At 62.6% G+C, this 19,101-nt stretch carries 16 protein-coding genes and 1 pseudogene; 12 read left to right on the top strand and 5 right to left on the bottom strand.

Features of this window, described 5'->3' with window-relative positions; translation table 11 throughout:
* Window positions 1-80 precede the first annotated feature (80 nt).
* From HJY11_RS01865 to HJY11_RS01810, 12 genes are all read left to right on the top strand, one after another.
* Window positions 81-1,625 carry an ABC transporter ATP-binding protein gene (locus tag HJY11_RS01865; RefSeq protein ID WP_243764091.1) on the top strand — a complete coding sequence of 515 codons (1,545 nt, stop codon included), beginning with the start codon at window positions 81-83 and terminating at the stop codon, window positions 1,623-1,625.
* Window positions 1,609-2,709 carry an ABC transporter permease gene (locus tag HJY11_RS01860; protein ID WP_208074367.1) on the top strand — a complete coding sequence of 367 codons (1,101 nt, stop codon included), beginning with the start codon at window positions 1,609-1,611 and terminating at the stop codon, window positions 2,707-2,709. The genes HJY11_RS01865 and HJY11_RS01860 overlap by 17 nt, the downstream gene beginning before the upstream one ends.
* 2 nt (window positions 2,710-2,711) lie before the next feature.
* Window positions 2,712-3,629 carry an ABC transporter permease gene (locus tag HJY11_RS01855; RefSeq protein WP_021658361.1) on the top strand — a complete coding sequence of 306 codons (918 nt, stop codon included), beginning with the start codon at window positions 2,712-2,714 and terminating at the stop codon, window positions 3,627-3,629.
* Between the two features lie 40 nt (window positions 3,630-3,669).
* Entirely contained in the window at window positions 3,670-5,907 is a 2,238-nt protein-coding gene (locus HJY11_RS01850; protein WP_208074366.1) for a CehA/McbA family metallohydrolase, read from the top strand.
* 418 nt (window positions 5,908-6,325) lie between these two features.
* On the top strand, window positions 6,326-6,883 hold the full coding sequence (locus HJY11_RS15390) for a TetR/AcrR family transcriptional regulator (protein WP_208074365.1): 558 nt from the start codon (window positions 6,326-6,328) through the stop codon (window positions 6,881-6,883).
* A gap of 66 nt (window positions 6,884-6,949) precedes the next feature.
* Complete coding sequence (locus tag HJY11_RS01840) at window positions 6,950-9,901, top strand: acyl-CoA dehydratase activase-related protein (RefSeq protein WP_208074364.1); 2,952 nt, start codon at window positions 6,950-6,952, stop codon at window positions 9,899-9,901.
* Window positions 9,888-11,210: a 2-hydroxyacyl-CoA dehydratase gene (locus HJY11_RS01835; protein WP_208074363.1), complete on the top strand. Its 1,323-nt coding sequence runs from the start codon at window positions 9,888-9,890 to the stop codon at window positions 11,208-11,210. The genes HJY11_RS01840 and HJY11_RS01835 overlap by 14 nt, the downstream gene beginning before the upstream one ends.
* A 33-nt stretch (window positions 11,211-11,243) precedes the next feature.
* Window positions 11,244-12,164: a putative ABC transporter permease gene (locus tag HJY11_RS01830; RefSeq protein WP_208074362.1), complete on the top strand. Its 921-nt coding sequence runs from the start codon at window positions 11,244-11,246 to the stop codon at window positions 12,162-12,164.
* A 144-nt stretch (window positions 12,165-12,308) separates the two neighbouring features.
* Window positions 12,309-12,524: a hypothetical protein gene (locus HJY11_RS01825; protein ID WP_208074361.1), complete on the top strand. Its 216-nt coding sequence runs from the start codon at window positions 12,309-12,311 to the stop codon at window positions 12,522-12,524.
* A gap of 54 nt (window positions 12,525-12,578) precedes the next feature.
* Window positions 12,579-13,190 carry a TetR/AcrR family transcriptional regulator gene (locus tag HJY11_RS01820; RefSeq protein ID WP_208074360.1) on the top strand — a complete coding sequence of 204 codons (612 nt, stop codon included), beginning with the start codon at window positions 12,579-12,581 and terminating at the stop codon, window positions 13,188-13,190.
* A gap of 28 nt (window positions 13,191-13,218) precedes the next feature.
* Window positions 13,219-13,704, top strand: a complete 486-nt coding sequence (locus tag HJY11_RS01815; RefSeq protein ID WP_208074359.1) for a hypothetical protein — start codon at window positions 13,219-13,221, stop codon at window positions 13,702-13,704.
* A 190-nt stretch (window positions 13,705-13,894) separates the two neighbouring features.
* Complete coding sequence (locus tag HJY11_RS01810) at window positions 13,895-15,103, top strand: DUF1266 domain-containing protein (RefSeq protein ID WP_208074358.1); 1,209 nt, start codon at window positions 13,895-13,897, stop codon at window positions 15,101-15,103.
* 444 nt (window positions 15,104-15,547) lie between these two features.
* Here HJY11_RS01810 and HJY11_RS01805 read toward each other — a convergent pair whose 3' ends face one another.
* The 5 genes and pseudogenes from HJY11_RS01805 to HJY11_RS01785 all read right to left on the bottom strand — a co-directional run bounded on the left by HJY11_RS01805 (window position 15,548) and on the right by HJY11_RS01785 (window position 18,938).
* On the bottom strand, window positions 15,548-16,954 hold the full coding sequence (locus tag HJY11_RS01805) for a hypothetical protein (protein WP_208074357.1): 1,407 nt from the start codon (window positions 16,952-16,954) through the stop codon (window positions 15,548-15,550).
* Entirely contained in the window at window positions 16,947-17,204 is a 258-nt protein-coding gene (locus tag HJY11_RS01800) for an RNA polymerase sigma factor (protein ID WP_208074356.1), read from the bottom strand. Before HJY11_RS01800 ends, HJY11_RS01805 begins: the two co-directional genes overlap by 8 nt.
* A 10-nt stretch (window positions 17,205-17,214) precedes the next feature.
* Window positions 17,215-17,403: pseudogene (locus HJY11_RS15580) on the bottom strand (sigma factor); the annotation flags it as partial.
* A 183-nt stretch (window positions 17,404-17,586) separates the two neighbouring features.
* A complete protein-coding gene (locus HJY11_RS01790; RefSeq protein WP_208074355.1) occupies window positions 17,587-18,237 on the bottom strand; it encodes a hypothetical protein in 651 nt (216 codons plus the stop codon).
* Window positions 18,238-18,266: 29 nt separating this feature from the next.
* A complete protein-coding gene (locus HJY11_RS01785; RefSeq protein WP_208074354.1) occupies window positions 18,267-18,938 on the bottom strand; it encodes a hypothetical protein in 672 nt (223 codons plus the stop codon).
* Window positions 18,939-19,101 lie beyond the last annotated feature (163 nt).

Genomic DNA, 19,101 nt, shown 5'->3' with positions numbered 1-19,101 from the left:
CGGATTGAGCAGACGGGGCCGCGGCGGACGCGAGTACCGCGCGGCCCCGATTTGCGTAAGAGAGAGGGAGTGAGCGAGGGTTGTGCCAGTACGACATTGAAATGACCCACATCACCAAACAGTACCCCCTGGTGCTCGCCGTCGACGACGTGAGTTTCCGGGTTCGCCGGGGCGAAGTCCACGCCCTGGTGGGGGAAAACGGGGCGGGAAAAACCACCCTGATGAAAATTCTCTACGGCATGACCTCCAAAAATGGGGGGGAGATCGCCATCGGCGGCAAACCGGTCAACTTCAAAAAGCCGGGCGACGCCATCGCCGCCGGCATCGGCATGGTCCACCAGCACTTTCAGCTGACCCCGGTGCTCACGGTGGCCGAAAACGTGGTGGTGGGGGAGGAGCGCCAGTCCTGGTGGAACTTCAACCGCAAAAAGGCCATCGACGCGGTGGACGAGATCATCCGCGAGTACGGCTTTAAGATCGACGCCGGCCGCCGGGTGGGCGATCTGTCGGTGGGGGAGCAGCAGCGGGTGGAGATCATCAAGGCCCTCTACCGGGGGGCGCAGATCCTCATCCTCGATGAGCCCACCGCCGTCCTCACCCCGCAGGAGGTGGACGAGCTCTTCAAGGTCATCGACCGGATGCGCTCCCTGGGAAAGACGGTCGTCATCATCACCCACAAGCTCAAAGAGGCCATGGCCATCTCCGACTCGGCATCGGTGATGCGCGACGGGAAGATGGTCAAGGCCGGCGTCCCCATCGCCCAGTGTTCCACCGACCTGCTGGCCAAGTGGATGGTGGGACGGGACATCGAGCTGGACAGCACCCGCCGGGCCCAGCAGTTTGGGGAGACGGTGCTGGAGGTCAAGGGCCTCTGTTGCCGCGACCGGCACGGCCCGGTGCTCAAAGACATCAACCTGCGCATCCGCGCCGGGGAGATTTTGGGCATCGCCGGGGTCGAGGGCAACGGCCAGACCGAGCTCATCGAGGCCCTCACCGGCCTGCGCACCCCTGAGAGCGGCCAGGTGCTGCTGCGGGGCGAGCCCTTGACGGGCGGGCCCCTGCAATTTCTGCAAAAGGGGGTGGGCCACGTCCCGGAGGACCGGCTGGCCCGGGGCCTCATCAAGGACTTGAACATCCGCGAGAACCTGATCCTGGGTTACCAGTGGAGCGACCGCTTCGCCGGGCGCTTCTTCCTCAAGATGAACGACATCACCGCCTTCTCCCGCAAGGTCATCGACGAGTACCGCATCAAGGCCCCCAGCGAGAAGGCCCTCATCAGCGCCCTCTCCGGCGGCAACCAGCAAAAGGTCATCATCGGCCGGGTCTTTGAGGAAAATCCCCAGGTCATCATTGTCGCCCAGCCCACCCGCGGGGTGGACATCGGCGCCATGGAATACATCCACGAGGTGTTGCTGAACCTGCGGGACGCAGGGGCCGCCATCCTCCTGATCTCGGCGGATCTGGACGAGGTGCGCCGCCTGTCGGACACCCTGGCCGTCCTCTACGAGGGGGAGATCGTGACCGAGACCCCGGCGGACACCCTTAGCGAACAGGAGATCGGCATGTACATGCTCAGCGGCAAAATGGACGGAGAGGAGGTGCTGGCAGATGGGAAAACCGCTTAACCGGTCCAAACTGGCCCACTCGGCCAACACGGCCATTCAGTCGGTGGGGGCCCTGCTCATCGCCCTGATTCTGGGGGCGGTGATCCTGCTGCTCACCGGCGCCAACCCCCTGGGGGCCTACGGGGCCATCCTCAAGGGCTCGGTGGGGAGTGTGTCGGCCTTCATCAACACCCTAGTTCAGACCACCCCCCTGATGTTCACCGGCCTCTCCTACCTCTTTGCGGCAAAGGCGGGGCTGGTCAACCTGGGGATGGAGGGGCAGATGCTCTGCGGGGCCATGGGCGCGGCGGTCGCCGGGGCCTGGAACCTGGGGCTGCCCAAGTTCATCCACCTGCCCCTGGCCATTTTGGTGGGGGTGCTCGCCGGCGGGCTCTACGGCCTGATCGCCGGACTGCTCAAGGCCAAATTTGGGGCCAATGAGTACATCGTCACTCTGATGCTCAACTATGTGGCCACCCTCCTCATGAGTTACCTTGCCAACGGCCCCCTGCGGCCCGAGGGCGAGATCAACGTGGCCACCGCCCCGGTGTTGGAGACCGCCCAGTTCACCAAACTGGTGAAAAACCGGGGCCTGACGGCGGCCCTCTTCATCGCCGTCACCCTCTCGGTGCTGGTGCACTTCTTCCTGGATCGCACCAAGCCCGGCTATGAGATCCGGGCGGTGGGCCGGGGGCGGCTCGCCTCTGAGACGGCGGGGATCAACATCGCCCGCACCACCATGCTCACCATGTTCATCAGCGGCGGCCTGGCGGCCATGGCCGGGGTCAGCATGGTGCTGGGGGTCAACGGCCGCTACATCGAGGGCTTCTCTCCCGGATACGGCTTCAACGGCATCGCCGTCTCCTCCCTGGCCTCCGGCAACCCCCTGATGGTGGGGGTCTCTGCCCTCATCTTCGGCGCCCTGCGCGCCGGGGCCATGGTGCTGAACATGACCCAGCGCATCCGCCCCGAATTCGCGGACATGATCCAGGCGCTGGTGGTCATCTTTGTGGCCATGCCCGCCCTCTTCCAGGTCGTTAAGACCCGCGCCAAGAAACCGGAAACCGAGCCCGCCAAGGCGGCAGAGAAAAAGGAGGCGAATTGACCATGGGATTTAGTGTAGTCTCTCTCATCGTCTCCACCCTGCGGATGTCCATCCCCCTGCTGATCGCTGGGATGGGCGCGGTCTACGCCTCCCGCAGCGGGATGATGGCCATGGGGGTGGAGAGCATGATGCTCTTCGGCGCCTTTGGCGGCGTCTTTACCTCTTACTTCACCGGCAACGTGCTGCTGGGCTTTCTCACCGGAATGGTCTGCGGCGCGGCCGTGGGGCTCCTCTTCGGGCTGCTCACCGTCCGCTTCCGGCTCAATCAGGTCATCGCCGGGGTGGGGCTCAACCTCTTTATGGGGGCCATCACCACCGTGCTGATGGAGGTGGTCTGGAAATCCAGCGGCAACTCCCCCCAGGTGGCCAGTCTCACCCAGGCGGTGCGGGTGCCCCTGCTGGCGGACATCCCGGTGGTGGGGACCATCTTCTCCTCCCTCTCCATCAACTTCTACATCGCCCTGGTGCTGCTGGTCATCACCCAGTACGTGGTCTTTCACACCCCCTTCGGCCTGCGGCTGCGGATGGTGGGGGAGAACCCCACCGCCGCCAACACCCTGGGCATCCCGGTGCGGGGGTACAAGTACACCGCCATGCTCATCTGCGGCGGCTGCGCCGGGCTGGCGGGGGCCTACCTCTCGCTGGATCAGCTCAACATGTTCGTGCAGGAGATGACCGCCGGGCGGGGCTTCATCGTCCTGGTGATGATGGCCCTGGGCAAGTACACCCCGGTGGGCACCGTCCTCGCCGCCCTCCTCTTCGGCTTTGCCGACGCGCTGCAGATCAACTTGCAGCAGGCCTTCGACGTCCCCTCCCAGCTGGTGCAGATGATGCCCTATATCGTCACCATCCTGGTGCTGACTTTTGGCATCAAGCACGTCAAGGGACCCGCCGGCACTGGCAAGCTGCCCGAAGAATAGAGACCATCCACCCCACACTTGCAAAGGAGCGTGTTTTACAATGGCCTATCTCACCGACTTTATGGAGCGAATCACCGAACTGACCGACATTGAAACCACCAGCTGTCAGTACCCCGACCTGGCGGTCCTCCCCGACGGCCGCCTGGCCGCCTGCTGGCAGCGCTACCACAACAAGCACGACGACATCGTGGCCGCCTTCCTCTCCTGCAAAGGGGAGATTCTCTCCCAGGCGGTGGTCTCGGGGGAGGGGCAGGCCTTCCGCCCCCGGCTCTACGTCCTGAACGGGACGGTCTGGATCATCTGGTCCGAGTCCTCCGCCGGCAACTGGAAGCTGCTGGCCCGCGCCTTCGGCGAGGAGCTGGGGAAACCCGTCCTCCTCTCCCGCTCCAGCGGCGCCTTCTACCCCTCGGTCACCGACGACGGCCAAAACCTCTACGTGGCCTGGTGCGAGCAGCAGCACGGCGACAGCCACATCTGCTGCCTGCGCTTTGACGGCAGCGCCGCCGCCGAGACCTGGCGGGTCTCCTCCAGCGAGCAGGCCTACCGCCCGGCCGTGGCCTTTGGCGGCGACGGGGTGCTCTACCTGACCTACGACGTCTTTGACGGCAGCCAGTACCAGCAGGTCGCCCGCGCCTATGCCGGCGGCGCTTGGGGGGAGGAGGCGGTGATCTCCAACGCCCCCGACTGGGCATCCGACGCCACCGCCGTGGCCACCGACAGCGGGGCCACCGCGGTCTGGCACGGGGTCGGCCCCAAGGGGGAGACCAACTACTACACCTGTGACCTGACCCTGGCGGGGGGCAGGATCGCCGCCGACTGCCGGCAGCTCTCCCACATGCGGGTCTGGTTTGCCTCCGCCGCCCTCTGCCGCAACCACAAGGGCACCCAGCTGCTGGCCCAGGCCCTGAGCATGCGCTGCTTCCTCATGCGCTGGCGGCAGGCCGACGGCAGTTGGTCGGTGCCGGTGGCCATGGTGCGGGACGAGGCCTCCAACTGCCCGATTCGCCCCCGCGCCTGCGTGGACGAGGAGGACAACATCTTCATCCTCTACCAGCACTCGGCGGGCAACGGCCACCAGGAGCGCTACTCCTCCATCAAGTTCCTCTCCACCACCCTGGCGGAGCTGCAGGCCCACGACGACAGCGACATCGAAAAGGTGATCGACAACTTCACCAAACCCATCCCCGGCGACAAGGCCCTCGACCGCATCGACGAGGGCGAGAAGCGCCGCTGGCTGGACGAGAACGGCTACCTGGGGCTGGACTTAAAGTTCGGCGACATCCACGGCCAGAGCGGGATGTCCGACGCCTCGGGCCAGATCGACCAGTACTACAACTACGCCAAGGCCGTGCCCAAGCTGGACTTCACCGCCCTCACCGACCACGACATGTTCCCCGACGTCATCACCGAGAGCGAGTGGGAGTACATGCGCACCTCTGCCAACGAGTTCAACAAGGACGGCGAGCTCACCACCCTGCTGGCCTACGAGTGGACCTCCAACGAGCTGCACTACGACTTCGGCCACAAAAACGTCTACTACCGCACCGGCGAGGGGGAGCTCTTTCGCGCCTGTGACCCCGAGGGAATGACCCCCGACCGGCTCTTTGCCAGCATTAAAAAGTACGGGGCCCTCTGCATTCCCCACCACCCGGCCGCCATCTGGTCGGCCGTCAGCGCCGCCACCGACTGGGCCTTCCACGACCCCGAGGTGCAGCGGGCGGTGGAGATCTTCTCCCGCCACGCCCCCTTTGAAAAGGACGGCACCGAGTCCATCTACACCAAGAACAACCCCCGCCAGAAGGGCAAGTATGTGCAGGACGCCCTGGCCCGGGGCTACCGGTTGGGCTTCACCGCCGGCAGCGACTCCCACCAGCTGGAGCACGGGGTGGAGGGGGGGATCGTGGCCGCCTTCGTCCCCGGCCTCACCCGCGAGACCCTCTTTGACGCCATCTACAACCGCTTCACCTACGCCACCACCGGCGCGGGCATCCTCCTCTCCTGCAAGGTGAACGGCGCCCGCATGGGCAGTGAGATCACCGCCCTGCCCGGCGGCAAGGCCACCCTCGAGGTGGACGTGCTGGGCACCGGGGAGCTGGAGCGGGTCGAGGTGGTCAAGGACAACGGGGAGATCTACACCCCCGCCGTCTCGGGCAATCGCTGCCGCTTCACCTGGGCCGACGAGAACCTGACCCCCGGCACCCATTTCTACTACCTGCGCGTCACCCAGAAAGACCAGCACCAGGCCTGGAGTTCCCCCATCTGGGTGGACGTCCAGTAGCCCTTTCCCACCTTTTAGGCGGCCCTATCGCCACGGTGCCGCCGCCCCGCCCGGGAGCGGGGGACCCCCGCATGGCAGCCTCCTCTTTCCTGGGGAGCCGGCCGGCCCTGCAGCCCTTGCTGCGGGACCGGCCGGCTTTCTTTTTCGGCCCCTGTCTGGGAGGGATTTCCCCCCCTTTCAACATCTGGAAAGGGGGGCATGGCAATTCTTACATCTTTCTTAAATCGCCCTTGAAAACTCCCCAAATTCCGCGTCTTGGTGGGGTGAGAAATTGGGGGGTACTGTCAAACTTCCACCGGTTTCGACAAGAATGGTTGACCGCCGGTCAGCAAAGGACTATGATTGATGGTGTTATACAAAGTGGGCCCTGCAAATTGGGCTATCTATACAAATTTTTTCGGACGGGGGAGGGGTGGCGATGACTGTGGCAGAGGTTCCGAGGGACCAAAAGCGCGCCCGCATCGAGAAGGCGGCCACCGCCCTTTTTTTGCAAAAGGGGGTGGCCCAGACCAGCGTCGGCGAAATTGCCCGGGCCGCCAGCGTGGCCAAAGGCACCTTCTATCTCTACTTTAAAGACAAGCAGGCCCTGGTGGATAAGGTGGTGGCCGAAAAGGGGGGCGAGACCCTCTGCCGGGCCATCGAGCACACCCGCCGCGCCGGCTGTGCCGACCGGCCCGCCATGGCCGCCCGCTTCTGCGAGTGCCTCATTGACTTTTACGCCGAAAATCCGCCGATCCTCCGCTTTATCGCCAGGGGCGGGCAGGGGGCCTGCCTGCTCCACAGGGAACTCTTGGCCCCGCTGGAGGGGCTTTTGGCCCTGCCGGGGGAGAGCGAGGAGCAGTCGCGCAACCGGCTCACGGTGATGCTTGATTTTTTGATCACCGCCTGTTACCGCTCTGTTATCGAGGGGCAGCCGGCCGCCATTGAGGTCATTAAACCCCTTCTTTTGCAGACGGTGGCCGGCATATACAGATAGTGGGATTTTGCCCCTGACAGAGACCGAATCGAGAAATCGGGGAAAGGCAGAAAAAAGGAGAACGGGATGAGCTATAAACTGGGACTGGACGTGGGTTCCACCACCATCAAGGCGGTGGTCCTGGACGACCGAGATGAGATTGTATACAAGAGCTATGAGCGCCACCTCTCCCGGGTGCGGGAGCTGGCGCTGCAGAAGATAGAGGAGCTGGGCGAACTGCTGCGGGGCCACCGGGTCAAGGTGGCGGTCACCGGTTCGGCCGGCCTGGGGGTCGCCAAGGAGAGCGGCCTCGACTTCGTGCAGGAGGTGTACGCCACCGCCGGCGCAGTCAAGCGCTTTGTCCCCCGGACCGACGTGGTCATTGAGCTGGGGGGCGAGGACGCGAAGATCATCTTTTTGAAGGGCGCCCTGGAGGAGCGGATGAACTCCACCTGCGCCGGAGGCACCGGCGCCTTCATCGACCAGATGGCCACCCTTTTGGACGTGGACCTGGCCACCCTCGACGAGCTGAGCCTGCGCCACGAAAAGATCTACCCCATCGCCTCCCGCTGCGGGGTGTTTGCCAAGACCGACATCCAGCCCCTCATCAACCAGGGGGCCGAAAAGGAAAACATCGCCGCCAGCATCTTTCAGGCGGTGGTGGACCAGACCATCGCCGGGCTGGCCCAGGGCCGCGCCATCGAGGGCAACGTCCTCTTTTTGGGCGGGCCCCTCTCCTTCCTAAAGGGGCTGCAGGCCCGCTTTATCGAGACCCTGAAACTGGACGAGCGCTCGGCCAACTTCCACCCCCTGGCCCCCTACTTTGTGGCCCTGGGGGCCGCCTGTTACGCCGGTGGGATCAACGCGGAGCACAGCTATGAAGAACTGCTGGCCACCTTTCGCCACGTCCTCGAGCTCCCCCACGCCCCCCAGGGGCTGCCCCCCCTCTTTTGCGACCGGGAGGAGTACGACCAGTTCTGCGCCCGCCACGCCCAAAACGACGTCCCCCAGCGCCCGCTGGCGGATTACAGCGGCCCGGCATGGCTGGGGGTCGACGCCGGCAGCACCACCACCAAGATGGTGCTCATCGACGGGTCGGCCAATATCCTGTACAGCCATTACGTCAACAACCTGGGCAACCCCATCTCCGCTGTCAAGGAACAGCTGGAACAGATCAGGGCCCAGGCGGGCGAGCGGGTGAAGATCGTCGGCAGCGCCGTCACCGGCTACGGAGAGGACCTGATCAAGAGCGCCTTCCACCTGGATTTCGGCCTGGTGGAGACCATGGCCCACTTCACCGCCGCCAAGCACTTTCAGCCCGAGGTGGACTTCATCATCGACATTGGCGGGCAGGACATGAAGTGCTTTCAGATCAAGGACAACGCCATCGACAACATCGTCCTCAACGAGGCCTGCTCCTCGGGCTGCGGCTCCTTTATCGAGACCTTTGCCAAGTCCCTGGGCTACCCCATTGACGAGTTCGCCAAGCTGGGCCTTCTGGCCGAGCACCCGGTGGACCTGGGCACCCGCTGTACCGTGTTCATGAACTCCTCGGTCAAACAGGCCCAGAAAAACGGGGCCACGGTGGGGGACATCTCCGCCGGGCTGGCTGTCAGCGTGGTGAAAAACGCCCTCTACAAGGTCATTCGCGCCCGCAGTGCCGACGACATCGGCAAGAATGTGGTGGTGCAGGGCGGCACCTTCTTAAACGACTCGGTGCTGCGCAGCTTTGAAATGGAGCTGGGCCGTCCGGTGGTGCGCCCGGCCATCGCCGGCCTGATGGGCGCCTTTGGCGCGGCCCTCTACGCCCGCTCCCTCCAGCCAGAGGGGGAGAGCCGGGTCCTCACCGCCGCCGAGCTGGCGGCCTTCACCCACCAGTCCAAGGCGGTCAACTGCGGGCTCTGCACCAACCACTGCAACCTGACGGTCAACACCTTTGGCGACGGCTCCCGCCACATTGCCGGAAACCGCTGCGAGCGCCCGGTGACCGGCAAGGCCGGGGGCGGTGAGCTGCCCGACATGGTGGAGTGGAAGTATGAAAAACTCACCCACCTGCCCAGCGAGCCGGGTCCCCGGGGGGACATCGGCCTGCCCCTGGCCCTGAATATGTACGAAAACCTGCCCTTCTGGCACGCCTTCTTCACCGAGCTGGGCTTTCGGGTGGTGGTGTCGGGCCGCTCCAGCAAATCCGTCTACCTCAAGGGGCAAAACACCATCCCCTCCGACACCGTCTGCTATCCGGCCAAGCTGGTGCACGGCCACATCAAGCTGCTGCTGGAGCAGGGGGTGCAGACCATCTTCTACCCCTGTTTGAGCTACAACTTCAACGAGGAGATTTCCGACAACTGCTACAACTGCCCGGTGGTGGCCTACTACCCCGAGGTGGTCAAGGGCAACATGGACCTGGGCGGCTGCCAGTTCATCTACCCCTACATCAGCCTCAACGACCGCAAGGTCTTTGAGAAGAAGATCACCGGCTACTTAAACGAGTACGGCTTTGCCCTGCGCCGGAGCGAGGTGTCCCGCGCCGCTGAACGGGCCTACCAGGCCTACGCCGACTACCGCCGCGAGGTAAAGGAGGAGGGCGCGCGCGCCCTGGCTTACGCCAAGGAGCACGGCTGCAAGACGGTGATTCTGGCCGGGCGGCCCTACCACATCGACCCCGAGATCGGCCACGGCATCAACAAGCTCTTGCGCTCGCTGGGGTTTGTGGTGCTCACCGAGGACGGGGTCTCCTGGATGGAGGGGTATGAAAAGCGCACCGTCCTCAACCAGTGGACCTACCACGCCAGAATGTACAACGCCGCCCGCTATGCGGGGCAGGCCGAGAACACCGAGCTCATTCAGCTGGTGAGTTTCGGCTGCGGTCTCGACGCCATCACCACCGACGAGATGCGCGACATCCTCCGCGGCTGCGGCAAGATATACACCCAAATCAAGATCGACGAAGTAGACAACCTGGGCGCCATCAAGATCCGCATTCGCAGCCTGCTGGCAGCCATGGAGGAAAGGGAGAGACAGCAACATGCCGCCAATTGAAAAACCCGCCGTCTTTACGCCGGAGATGCGAAAGGACTACACCATCCTCATCCCCGGCATGCTGCCCATCCACTTTCGGATGCTCGAAAAAATTCTCATCAGAAACGGCTATAACGTGAAAATCCTCACCACCATCGGCCGCCAGATCGTGGACGAGGGGCTCAAAAACGTCCACAACGACACCTGCTACCCCGCGCTGCTGGTCATCGGCCAGCTGATCTCCGCCCTCAAGAGCGGCGCGTACGACCCCCACAAGACCGCCCTTCTCATCACCCAGACCGGGGGCGGGTGCCGGGCCTCCAACTACCTGTCGCTTTTGCGCAAGGCCCTGCGCCAGTCGGGCTACGGCTATGTGCCGGTGATTTCGCTGAACTTCTCCAACCTGGAAAAGCAGCCCGGCTTCACCTTTACCCCCGGCATGTTGGTACAGGCCATGTACGCCATTATCTACGGGGACATGCTCATGTGGCTGAAAAATCAGTGCAAGCCCTACGAGATCATCAAGGGGAGCACCGACGCGGTGGTGGAGCGCTGGACCGACGCCCTCTGTGAGCAGTTTGAATCAAAGGCCTTTTTGCAGGTGCAGAAAAACTACCGGGCCATCCTGGCGGACTTCTCCGCCATCCAGCGCCACCGGGAGAAGAAGATCAAGGTGGGGATCGTCGGCGAAATCTACATGAAGTACGCCCCCCTGGGCAACAACAACTTAGAGCAGTTCCTCATTGACGAGGGGGCCGAGCCGGTCCTCTCGGGGCTTTTGGACTTCTGCATGTACTGCATCCAAAACAACATCATCGACAACGACCTCTACGGCAAGGCCTTCAAGCACCGGGCGGTCAATGCCTTTTTGCTGCGCTACTTTCAGCGCTGGCAGAACAAGATGATCCGGGCCATTGCCAAACACGGCGAGTTTCGGGCCCCCACCAGCTTCAGCGAACTCAAACAGCTGGTGGACGGGGTCATCGGCACCGGCGCCAAGATGGGGGAGGGGTGGCTGCTCACCAGCGAGATGATGGAGCACATCCACAGCGGGGTGGACAACATCGTCTGCACCCAGCCACTGTTCTGCCTGCCCAACCACATCGTCGCCAAGGGGATGATGCGCAAGATCAAGGACCGCTATCCCCAGGCCAACATCGTGGCGGTGGACTACGACCCCAGCGCCACCTCGGTCAATCAGGAAAACCGTCTCAAGCTGATGCTCTCCAACGCCCGGCTGGCCGAGGAATTCGGCCTCTCCGCCGGGGGGAAAAAGGTCCCGGCCGCGCCGGAAGGGGAGGCCCAGCTGGAGACAGTCACTCTTTCATAGGAACCCAATCCAATAAAAAGGCGGCGAGAGAAGATGGTCACCACCCTTTGCACCTGGTTTTTGTATCTGGTTTTTTACAGCTTTGTGGGCTGGCTCTGCGAGACGGTCTACTGCTCCATCGGCCAGCGCAAGCTGGCGGACAGGGGCTTTCTCAACGGGCCGGTCTGCCCCATCTATGGCTTTGGGGCCCTGGGCGTCGTGCTGCTGCTGCGGCCGGTGCAGCAGAGTCCGGCGGCGGTCTTTGCACTGGGGATGGTGCTCACCAGCGCCCTGGAATACCTGACTAGCTATGTGATGGAAAAACTCTTCTCCGCCAAGTGGTGGGACTACTCGGCGCGCAGGTTCAACCTGAACGGACGGGTCTGTCTGCGCAACTCCCTCCTCTTCGGGGTGATGGCGGTGGTCATGCTCTACCTGCTGCACCCGGCGGTGGAGCGGCTGTTTGACCGCATCCCCCCCTGGGTCCGGCTGGTGGCCACCCTGGTATTGCTGGCGGTCTTTGCCGCCGACCTGGCCGTCTCGGTCCGCGCCGCCCTGGGCATCAACCGGCAGCTGCAAACCCTCAACGCCCTGGCCGAGGAGATCAAGGCCCGGTTGGATGCCGCCGGCTGGTACAACGGCGAGGGGATCAAGGCCCGCATCGACCGGCTGCTGGAGGAAGCCCGCTCCGCCAAGGCCGACGATGCCCGCCTGCGGGTGAAGGAGCTGCTGCAAAAGTACAAAGAGGAGTCCCAGCGCCACCGCCTCTTTCAGAGGCGGCTGACCAGGGCCTTCCCCAATATGCACTCCACCCGCTATGAGAGCCACCTGCAGCAGATCAAGGAGAGTCTGCACACCCACTGGTCTGGGTGGGAGCGCTGGCTGGAAGAGCTGCAGCAGCACACCGAAGAGGGGGTTCAGCGCCTCAAGGAAGACATTGAAAAGCGGGTCGCCGCCCACCGGGACGACGACTAAAGGGCGAAGAGAGTCCCGCCCGAAAGCCAAACATCCGCGATCCAGTACCTGGCAGTGCTAGCAATTGTGCAGGGCTGACGGCCGGGCGAATGGCGGGAAAAGGGAATACATGGGCAAAGAACACCAGTCGGCAAGAGGGGACGGGTGTTCTTTTTTGATGCCCTTGGAGCTCCCCATACAGAAGCCCGCGAGCGGGAAAACTGGGCCAAAATCGCGCTCTATTGCGGGCAGGAGGCGGGGCAGAACAGCTTCGATCGCAAGATCTGCCTTTATCCCATTTTCGCTTACAGCTTATTTGCATTGTGTTTTCCGGTCAGACATATATGTTTCCCATTGCTTTTTGAGGGGCGTTTGATATAATAATAAATACTAAAATTATTTTTTGTCTCTATTTTAATAAAGGGGGGAGCGGAGATGCCAAAAGTTGCCTATTCCAAAGCGGAGCGGGACCATATCCGGCAGTTGCTGATTGAAACGGGGCTGGAACTCTTTGTCGCCCAGGGCATTCAACACACCACTGTCGAGCAGATTTACACCCGTGTGGGCATTTCCCGCACCTTTTTCTACGCCTTCTTCCCGGCCAAAGAGGACCTGGTGATAGAGGCATTCTACCGGCAGCAGCGCCAGATCCTGGCCTACGCCGAGAGCTTGAGGGACGACCCGACCCTCGACTGGCGGGAGGGCGTAGAGTGTTTTTTCCGCAATCTCTGCAGCGGCGGGCAGCGCCGTTTTGCCATTATGAGCGTGGAGGAACAGCAGACCCTCTCTCGGTGCCTTTCGGGGGAAACGCGCCAAGCGTTCCAGAAGCGGCAGTTGACCTTTATCGCAAAACTGCTGGAGATCTTTGGCGTCCGCGCCGGGGCACAGACGGTGAAGCTGATTGGCAACCTGGTATTCTCTACGGCCATCGTGAGCAAAGCGGTTCCGGATACACTGCCCTTCCTCTTCCCGGATGCCGCCGATGAGATGACCGCGTTTCAAATTGACGCGATTCTCGATTTTATGGAGACCCTGCGCAAGAAATAAACAATAAATATCAAGGAGGAAATACTGTATGGGACTGTTTAGCAAACTGTTCAAGGGACCGGAAGTGGATCAAGTCAAGAGCGACGCCAATCGTGAGAAAATGCGGGTGCTCTTTAACCAAGTGGTGGAAAACGGGTCGGACTACAAGCTGGTGGCCGGCTATACCGAGGATGTGAGCCGCTTCAATTACGGGCTGGTCCACGGGAGCAAGACCAAGATCGGCAGCTTGATCGTGGGCTGGAACGAACAGAAGGAGACCATTGTCGTGGTCCCCACCGTTCCCGACCTCTCCGGCTGCGGCGATCCCACCTACTACCGCCGGTCGGACATCCACAAAGCTTACCGCAACAAATACCCCACAGACGCCTTTATTATCTACCCCGACCGCAAAGGGTATATCGGTATCAACATCTTTGACTGGCTGGAGGACGAGAGCCTGTATATCTACATCGACCAGGAGGCCCAGGCCAAAGAATTCACTGAATTTTTCATGGACAAGTTCAGGACCAAGTAAGGGCGAAACGGCATGTGTTTGGGCGCAATTGGCGCGGTGCTAGCCATTCTGGTGCTTGTATTTCTCGTCGGCCACGCCTGGTATGCCATCGTGGAGGGGGTTCTAGGTGGCCTCAGACGGCTGTTTGGCAAGAAGAAGGCGGGCGCCTGGCATCCTCTGCCGACGGAACGGGAAAAGGGAGAAAAGAACGATGATCGATATGGACGAGATCATGAAGCGCGCCCAGGCGGCCACTGATCGGGCGTCTCGGCAGCTCAATGAAAACATTGAGAAGGGCAAGAAGATCGCTGAACAGATGCAGGCCAACACCGAACAGGCGGAGGCGGAAGGGGCCACATGGCAGGCACAGTCCGCGGCGCGGGCTGCTGAGCAAACAGCCTCTGGCCAGCAGCGCCAAGTGGAAATTTTAGGACAGCTGTTCGGTTCAGAGGCGGTGTCCCAGATGGCGGCCAATGAAGCCATCCTTCAGCGGATGGTGGATGAAAAGGTGGATGAGACAGCCGCCCTGGGCGTAGAGGGCATGATGGACCGGCTCTTTGGCGAGGACATGGGCGTCATCGCCGCCGCTCTGGAGACCTTGGCCATGGAAGAAGACGGCGGGGAAAACGAGGGCGGCGACTGGGAACTGGACCTTGCGCTGGAGCAAAAGCTTTACGAAGTTTTGGATGAGAAGATGGCGCAGATCGAGGCGTTGCCAGAGCCGGAGCCCATCCCCTACGCAAAGGGCGACCCTCGCTGGACGCACTTTGGCATTCTGCTCTCAGGCATAATCTCCAATCTGAATGACCACCAACTGGACGGCATGGACGTGGAGGAACACATCCCAGTCATGGAACAACAGATCGCCTCGCTGGTGCGCCGGTCCTGGGGTGTCAACGGAAGAGGAGAGCTGCTGGACACCATTCGCCATCTGACTCGGGAGGGATACGCCCTGCGCTACCGGCTGTACTGTGGGGCGCAGTCACCCGAGATCCTGCAGGAAGAGGTGGACGGCGAGGAAGAGCGGATGTCTGTGGCGCGGGGCTGGCGGTTTGCCCAGCATTATCAGACGCGCTTTGGGCCGGGCTTTCTCACCGGCTGGGATGTGGGCCGGGCGGCCATGTTGGCCCGTTGGGGCTGCTATCTGGGCTGGATCACCGAGGGAGAGGCCACAGGTATCCTGTGGGAGCTCTCCCAGCGGGTGGTGGAGGAGTTGCACGGATGGCGGGAATTTGCCCAGTCCTACCTGTTTGGCGGGCTTTTGTGGAAACTCCTGTGCGGCGACGCCGATGCGGAGAACTATCTTGGCCTTTTGGCTGACGCCGCCATCGACCTGTTGACTGGGAAGGCCGAGGAGGGCGAGGGGCAATGGGGCGACTGTCCATGGCCCGGAGCGCGGAAGATCGGTTTTGCGGGATAGCAGAAGAAAATGGAGCGGGGCGGGACACGAATGTCCCGCCCCGCTGTGCGAAAAGGCCCTGCTGGAACCGAGATTTGATATTTGAGCGCTCTCCGAAGCGCACGAGATGTTTTGCGACGTTGGCACGCCGCCTATGTGGGGAAACCCCGCCCCGCGGCCGGCTTGATACACGCGGGAACAGGAGCCGTTTGGAAGCGGTCAAAGCGTTCCCTCTATGTCCCGCCACCAGCAGGGAGAATCAGCGCATCTCTTGACATGTCGTTTCTGTGCGGGGCTCTGGAAAGGGTGTGAAAAGAGAGGACGGTCTGCCCCTATAGGGGTGCGGAGGGCGAGAGAAAAGGGGAGGGCAGTTTCCACCATCGCGCTGCCTCTCTTTACATAAAAAACCAGGTCGCGGCCTGCCGGCGGAATGGCCAAAGGGCTCCCCTTTGAGGTGGGAAGGAGTCACTGGGGGGTATAGGTCCCGCTGATTGCATTTCGGAGGATGGCGCTTCCCAGATAGAGCTGCACTTCGCTGCCGCAGCTGTCCGCGTCAAAGGTGATGGAGATATATTTGTCATCGCGCTGGGTGACATCGTACTGGTGACCTTGCGAAGAGTCGGCGCTCTGATACCGCGTTTTGGTGTCGGACAGCCGGCGCAACTCCTCCTTTTGGCTCCCCAGTTCAAAAGCTTCCAGGCGCTCAATTTTGCCGTAGGGCGTGTCGGTCGCGACGACGATGGTGAGAAGCCCGTCCTGGTTTTTGATCTGCTTTAGCTGTACCGGTAGGCCGCAGAGATCGGCGGTTTTGTTGAGGGACACTGCCTCCCCGTCAGCCGGTTTGTCGAGGGGGATGCAGTCCTCGGCGGTGGGCATGGCTTCCGGCTTGCCGCGCAGAATATCCTGGCTGACAAAGAGTTTGAGATCGCTGTAATAGAAATCCTCAATGCGCTCTTCGCTTTCCAGTGTATCGAAGGGCAGACAAACCATGGCATTGGTTCCGGCCGCGGGCAGGAGCGCGCTGCCAGTCGCGCGAATGCTGCGGTGTGAGCCGTCCCCTTTTTGGGTGTTGAAGAGGGCGGCGCGGAAGTACGCCGAATAGTTGCCGGGGGAGAGCCCTTCTGCCTGCGGCAACAGGGCGATGGCGCTGCCGTCGCCGTTCATCTGCATCAGCCGGAAGGAGAGTTTTTCCCGCCCCTTGACAGGAATGCTGTGGGAGGAGACGGCGACGGGGGCCGTCAGTGTCGCCGACAGTTGACACCCGCCCTTTTGAAGGGTGATGAACTCAGCCGGCCCCTCGACCTGACAAGTCAGGGTGAAGTCGATGTAGGCGCTGCAAAGCTCCTCTGTGACGCCATTGCTGCCGGCCCCCATCGACAGGTCCTCAAGGGCGGTGAGGGGGTATTCCCTGCCGTCTGTTTGCAGGGTAAAATTCATCTTGTGCGCGCAGTCGGCCAGAGCGGCCAAGGAATCGTCGGCGGGCAGTTGGGCGACCTCTTCCGGCGGCAGGTAATAGCTCACCGCCAGCCACAGGGTGCCGTCTGAAAGCCGTATGGCCTGCTTCAGTTGAAGGAGGCCCCCCTTTTCGTCGCGCGCCTCCACCGTGTCTAAAAAGGCTCGGTACCCCTCTGGCGGCGTGTCGGTGGTCAGGCCTTGTCCGGCTATCAGGTAGTACAGCTGCTGCGCAAAGGCCACCACGCTCTGGTAGTTGACGGCCCCCAACAGCAGCACAAAGGCGGCGGCAACGGCTGCGGCCTTGCGCCAGACCCGCCGCCGGAGCGGCTTTGCCTCAAACAGGCTTTGGCTGACGGCCAGGAGGGTCTCCTCGTCCAGCAGTTCGGCCAGTTGCCGGTCAAATCTCTCTTCATTCATGGGTGCAGTCCTCCTCTCGCTCCTCCAACAGTGGTTTCAACTTGTCTCGCAGCCGCGATACCCGGGTGGTGACGGCGTTCTGGCTGATGCCAAAGAAGCGTGCCATCTCCCGGGTGGAGTAGCCGTAGACAAAGCGCATGGCAAACAGCTGTTTCTCCGGCTCGCTTAAGGCCAGCACCGCCCTGCCCAGCCGCTCGCGCAGTTCCAGCGAGGCGGCCCAGCGCCTGGCTGCGGGCGATGAGGGCCACATAGCTCTTCATGCTGCCCCGGCTGCTGTCGTATTTTTCGGGCGCGCTCAACACCCGGATCATGGCGTCGCTGGCCACCTCTTCGGCGTCCCTGGCGTCCTTTAGGATGCGCAGGGCCACCGTGTAGGCCAGGCGCTGGTACTGCCGATAGAAGCGCTGGTGCTGTTGGGCCTGCTGGCACAGGGCTTGGCTGGTATCCATCTTGCAGAGCCCTCCTTTTGTCTTTCATTCAAAAAGGCCTTTTCACCCAATAGTACCGGCGGGAGGGGGGCTTGTTACGGCGGCGTTTCATTTTTTGCAGAAGGGAGAGGGGAGCGGGGAGAGGCAGGGCAAAAAAGAGGGCGGGCGCTCCAAGGCAGAGCGCCCGCCCGCGCGGTGAAAAAGTTAGAGACCCTGCACCCAGACCCGGTTGACCGCCCCGTTGGCGGCAAAGGAGAAGGTGTACATACACCCGCCGACGGTGTACTGGGAGGACGAGCCCCCTCCATCGGTGGCGGAACCGGCCCTTTCCCCCAGCAGGGAGCGCACCTCCTCGGCCCCCTGTCCGGTGAAGTCGACGCCGCCGATCGCCACCTGGGGCTTGGCGTTCTCCGGCGCCTTTACATCGGCGGGGCAGGGGCCGTAAAAGACCTCGAAGCTCTTGACCCGCGCCTCTAGGGTGGGCAGCTGGCCGTTGCCGGTGTTGGCGCAGCCCAACCGGGCCACCACCTGGCCGTCGCGGCCCATGTAGACCGGCAGCAGGGCACTGCTCGGGTCCAGCCGGTCCTCTTCACGCAAGGGGCGGGTGAAGTCGGGGGAGAGGGAGAGGTCGTACCCCTGTTCCCGCACCTCTAAGAGGATGGTGCGGCCCAGGTAGAGCTCTGCCTCCTCCACCTGCACTAGGGGGGTCTTGGTCTCCTTCACCCCCTCGTCCAGGTAGCCGGTCGCCTCCTTGCCGCAGCCGCTCAAAGACAGTGCAAAGGAAATGGCGAGGCACCCTGTGGCGAGCAGGGCTGTCGTTCGCCGGGGAAAGGTGCGGTCAAACAGCTTTTTCATCCTGCCGTCCCTCCTTTTTTGACCTTGCTTCAGTCAGCGCTCACTCCCACAATCGAGAGCAGGTCGCTGTCGCGGTGGTAGTAGAAAAAGTAGTGGCAGCGCCCGACGGGGTAGCCGGTGCTGAGGGTCTTGCCGGTGAGCAGGTCGACGTCCCCGCCGAGGACGACGTTCCCGTCGTTCTCGTTGGCCTTGCCGGCCATGACGGCGTCGACCCCGTCCAGGGTCAGGCCGGTGAAATCGACCCCTCCAATCTCCACGTGGGGCTGGAAGTTCTCGGGCACCTCTTCACTGTGGTGGGGGCCATAGAAGATCGCGGCCGAGCCGACCCGCGCTTCCAGCAGGGGAATCTCCCCACTGCCGCTGGCAAGACAGGTGAGCCTGGCCACTACCTTTCCCCCCTTGCCCATGTAGATGTCGGGCACCGGGGCCCCCGCCTCCACCCTGTCGCCGGGCTCTAAAAGGGAGGCGAAATCGGGGGTGGTGGAGAGGTCGTACCCCTGTTCCTGCACCTCCAGCAAAATGGTGCTCTTAAAGGTGACCTCGGCCCCGTCGATGCGCACCTGGGCGATTCTGTCCTCCTTGGCGGTCTCGTCCAGTTGGCCGGTGACCTCCTTCTGGCCGCAGCCGGCCAGGGACAGGGCCATCCAGGCCGCCAGGGCGGCGGCCAGCCCCCTTTTCCAAACGGTTTGGCGTCTGCACATCACGTCCATCACTCCTCTCGCAAAAGGGGCCAAAGGGCCGGTGGCTTTCTGTACTTTTATTATAGCACCGCAAAAAGGGGGCAAAGGTAACAAGTGGTTAAGAAATGGCTACAATCCAGTTACAATCTGTACAGGGTGATGAATGGGGCGGGAAGGGACTTTG

Source organism: Bittarella massiliensis (ex Durand et al. 2017) (assembly GCF_017566145.1).
In the GTDB taxonomy this organism is placed as follows: Bacteria; Bacillota; Clostridia; order Oscillospirales; family Ruminococcaceae; genus Bittarella; species Bittarella massiliensis_A.
The sequence above is the reverse complement of the archived record's forward strand: the minus strand, read 5'-3'. Positions and strand labels throughout refer to the sequence as shown.

Bases quoted from the DNA above. Each gene is read 5' to 3' on its own strand.
- HJY11_RS01860 (WP_208074367.1), top strand. From the start codon at position 1,609: ATGGGAAAACCGCTTAACCGGTCCAAACTGGCCCACTCGGCCAACACG.
- HJY11_RS01855 (WP_021658361.1), top strand. From the start codon at position 2,712: ATGGGATTTAGTGTAGTCTCTCTCATCGTCTCCACCCTGCGGATGTCC.
- HJY11_RS01850 (WP_208074366.1), top strand. From the start codon at position 3,670: ATGGCCTATCTCACCGACTTTATGGAGCGAATCACCGAACTGACCGAC.
- HJY11_RS15390 (WP_208074365.1), top strand. From the start codon at position 6,326: ATGACTGTGGCAGAGGTTCCGAGGGACCAAAAGCGCGCCCGCATCGAG.
- HJY11_RS01840 (WP_208074364.1), top strand. From the start codon at position 6,950: ATGAGCTATAAACTGGGACTGGACGTGGGTTCCACCACCATCAAGGCG.
- HJY11_RS01835 (WP_208074363.1), top strand. From the start codon at position 9,888: ATGCCGCCAATTGAAAAACCCGCCGTCTTTACGCCGGAGATGCGAAAG.
- HJY11_RS01830 (WP_208074362.1), top strand. From the start codon at position 11,244: ATGGTCACCACCCTTTGCACCTGGTTTTTGTATCTGGTTTTTTACAGC.
- HJY11_RS01820 (WP_208074360.1), top strand. From the start codon at position 12,579: ATGCCAAAAGTTGCCTATTCCAAAGCGGAGCGGGACCATATCCGGCAG.
- HJY11_RS01815 (WP_208074359.1), top strand. From the start codon at position 13,219: ATGGGACTGTTTAGCAAACTGTTCAAGGGACCGGAAGTGGATCAAGTC.
- HJY11_RS01810 (WP_208074358.1), top strand. From the start codon at position 13,895: ATGATCGATATGGACGAGATCATGAAGCGCGCCCAGGCGGCCACTGAT.
- HJY11_RS01805 (WP_208074357.1), bottom strand. From the start codon at position 16,954: ATGAATGAAGAGAGATTTGACCGGCAACTGGCCGAACTGCTGGACGAG.
- HJY11_RS01800 (WP_208074356.1), bottom strand. From the start codon at position 17,204: ATGTGGCCCTCATCGCCCGCAGCCAGGCGCTGGGCCGCCTCGCTGGAA.
- HJY11_RS01790 (WP_208074355.1), bottom strand. From the start codon at position 18,237: ATGAAAAAGCTGTTTGACCGCACCTTTCCCCGGCGAACGACAGCCCTG.
- HJY11_RS01785 (WP_208074354.1), bottom strand. From the start codon at position 18,938: ATGTGCAGACGCCAAACCGTTTGGAAAAGGGGGCTGGCCGCCGCCCTG.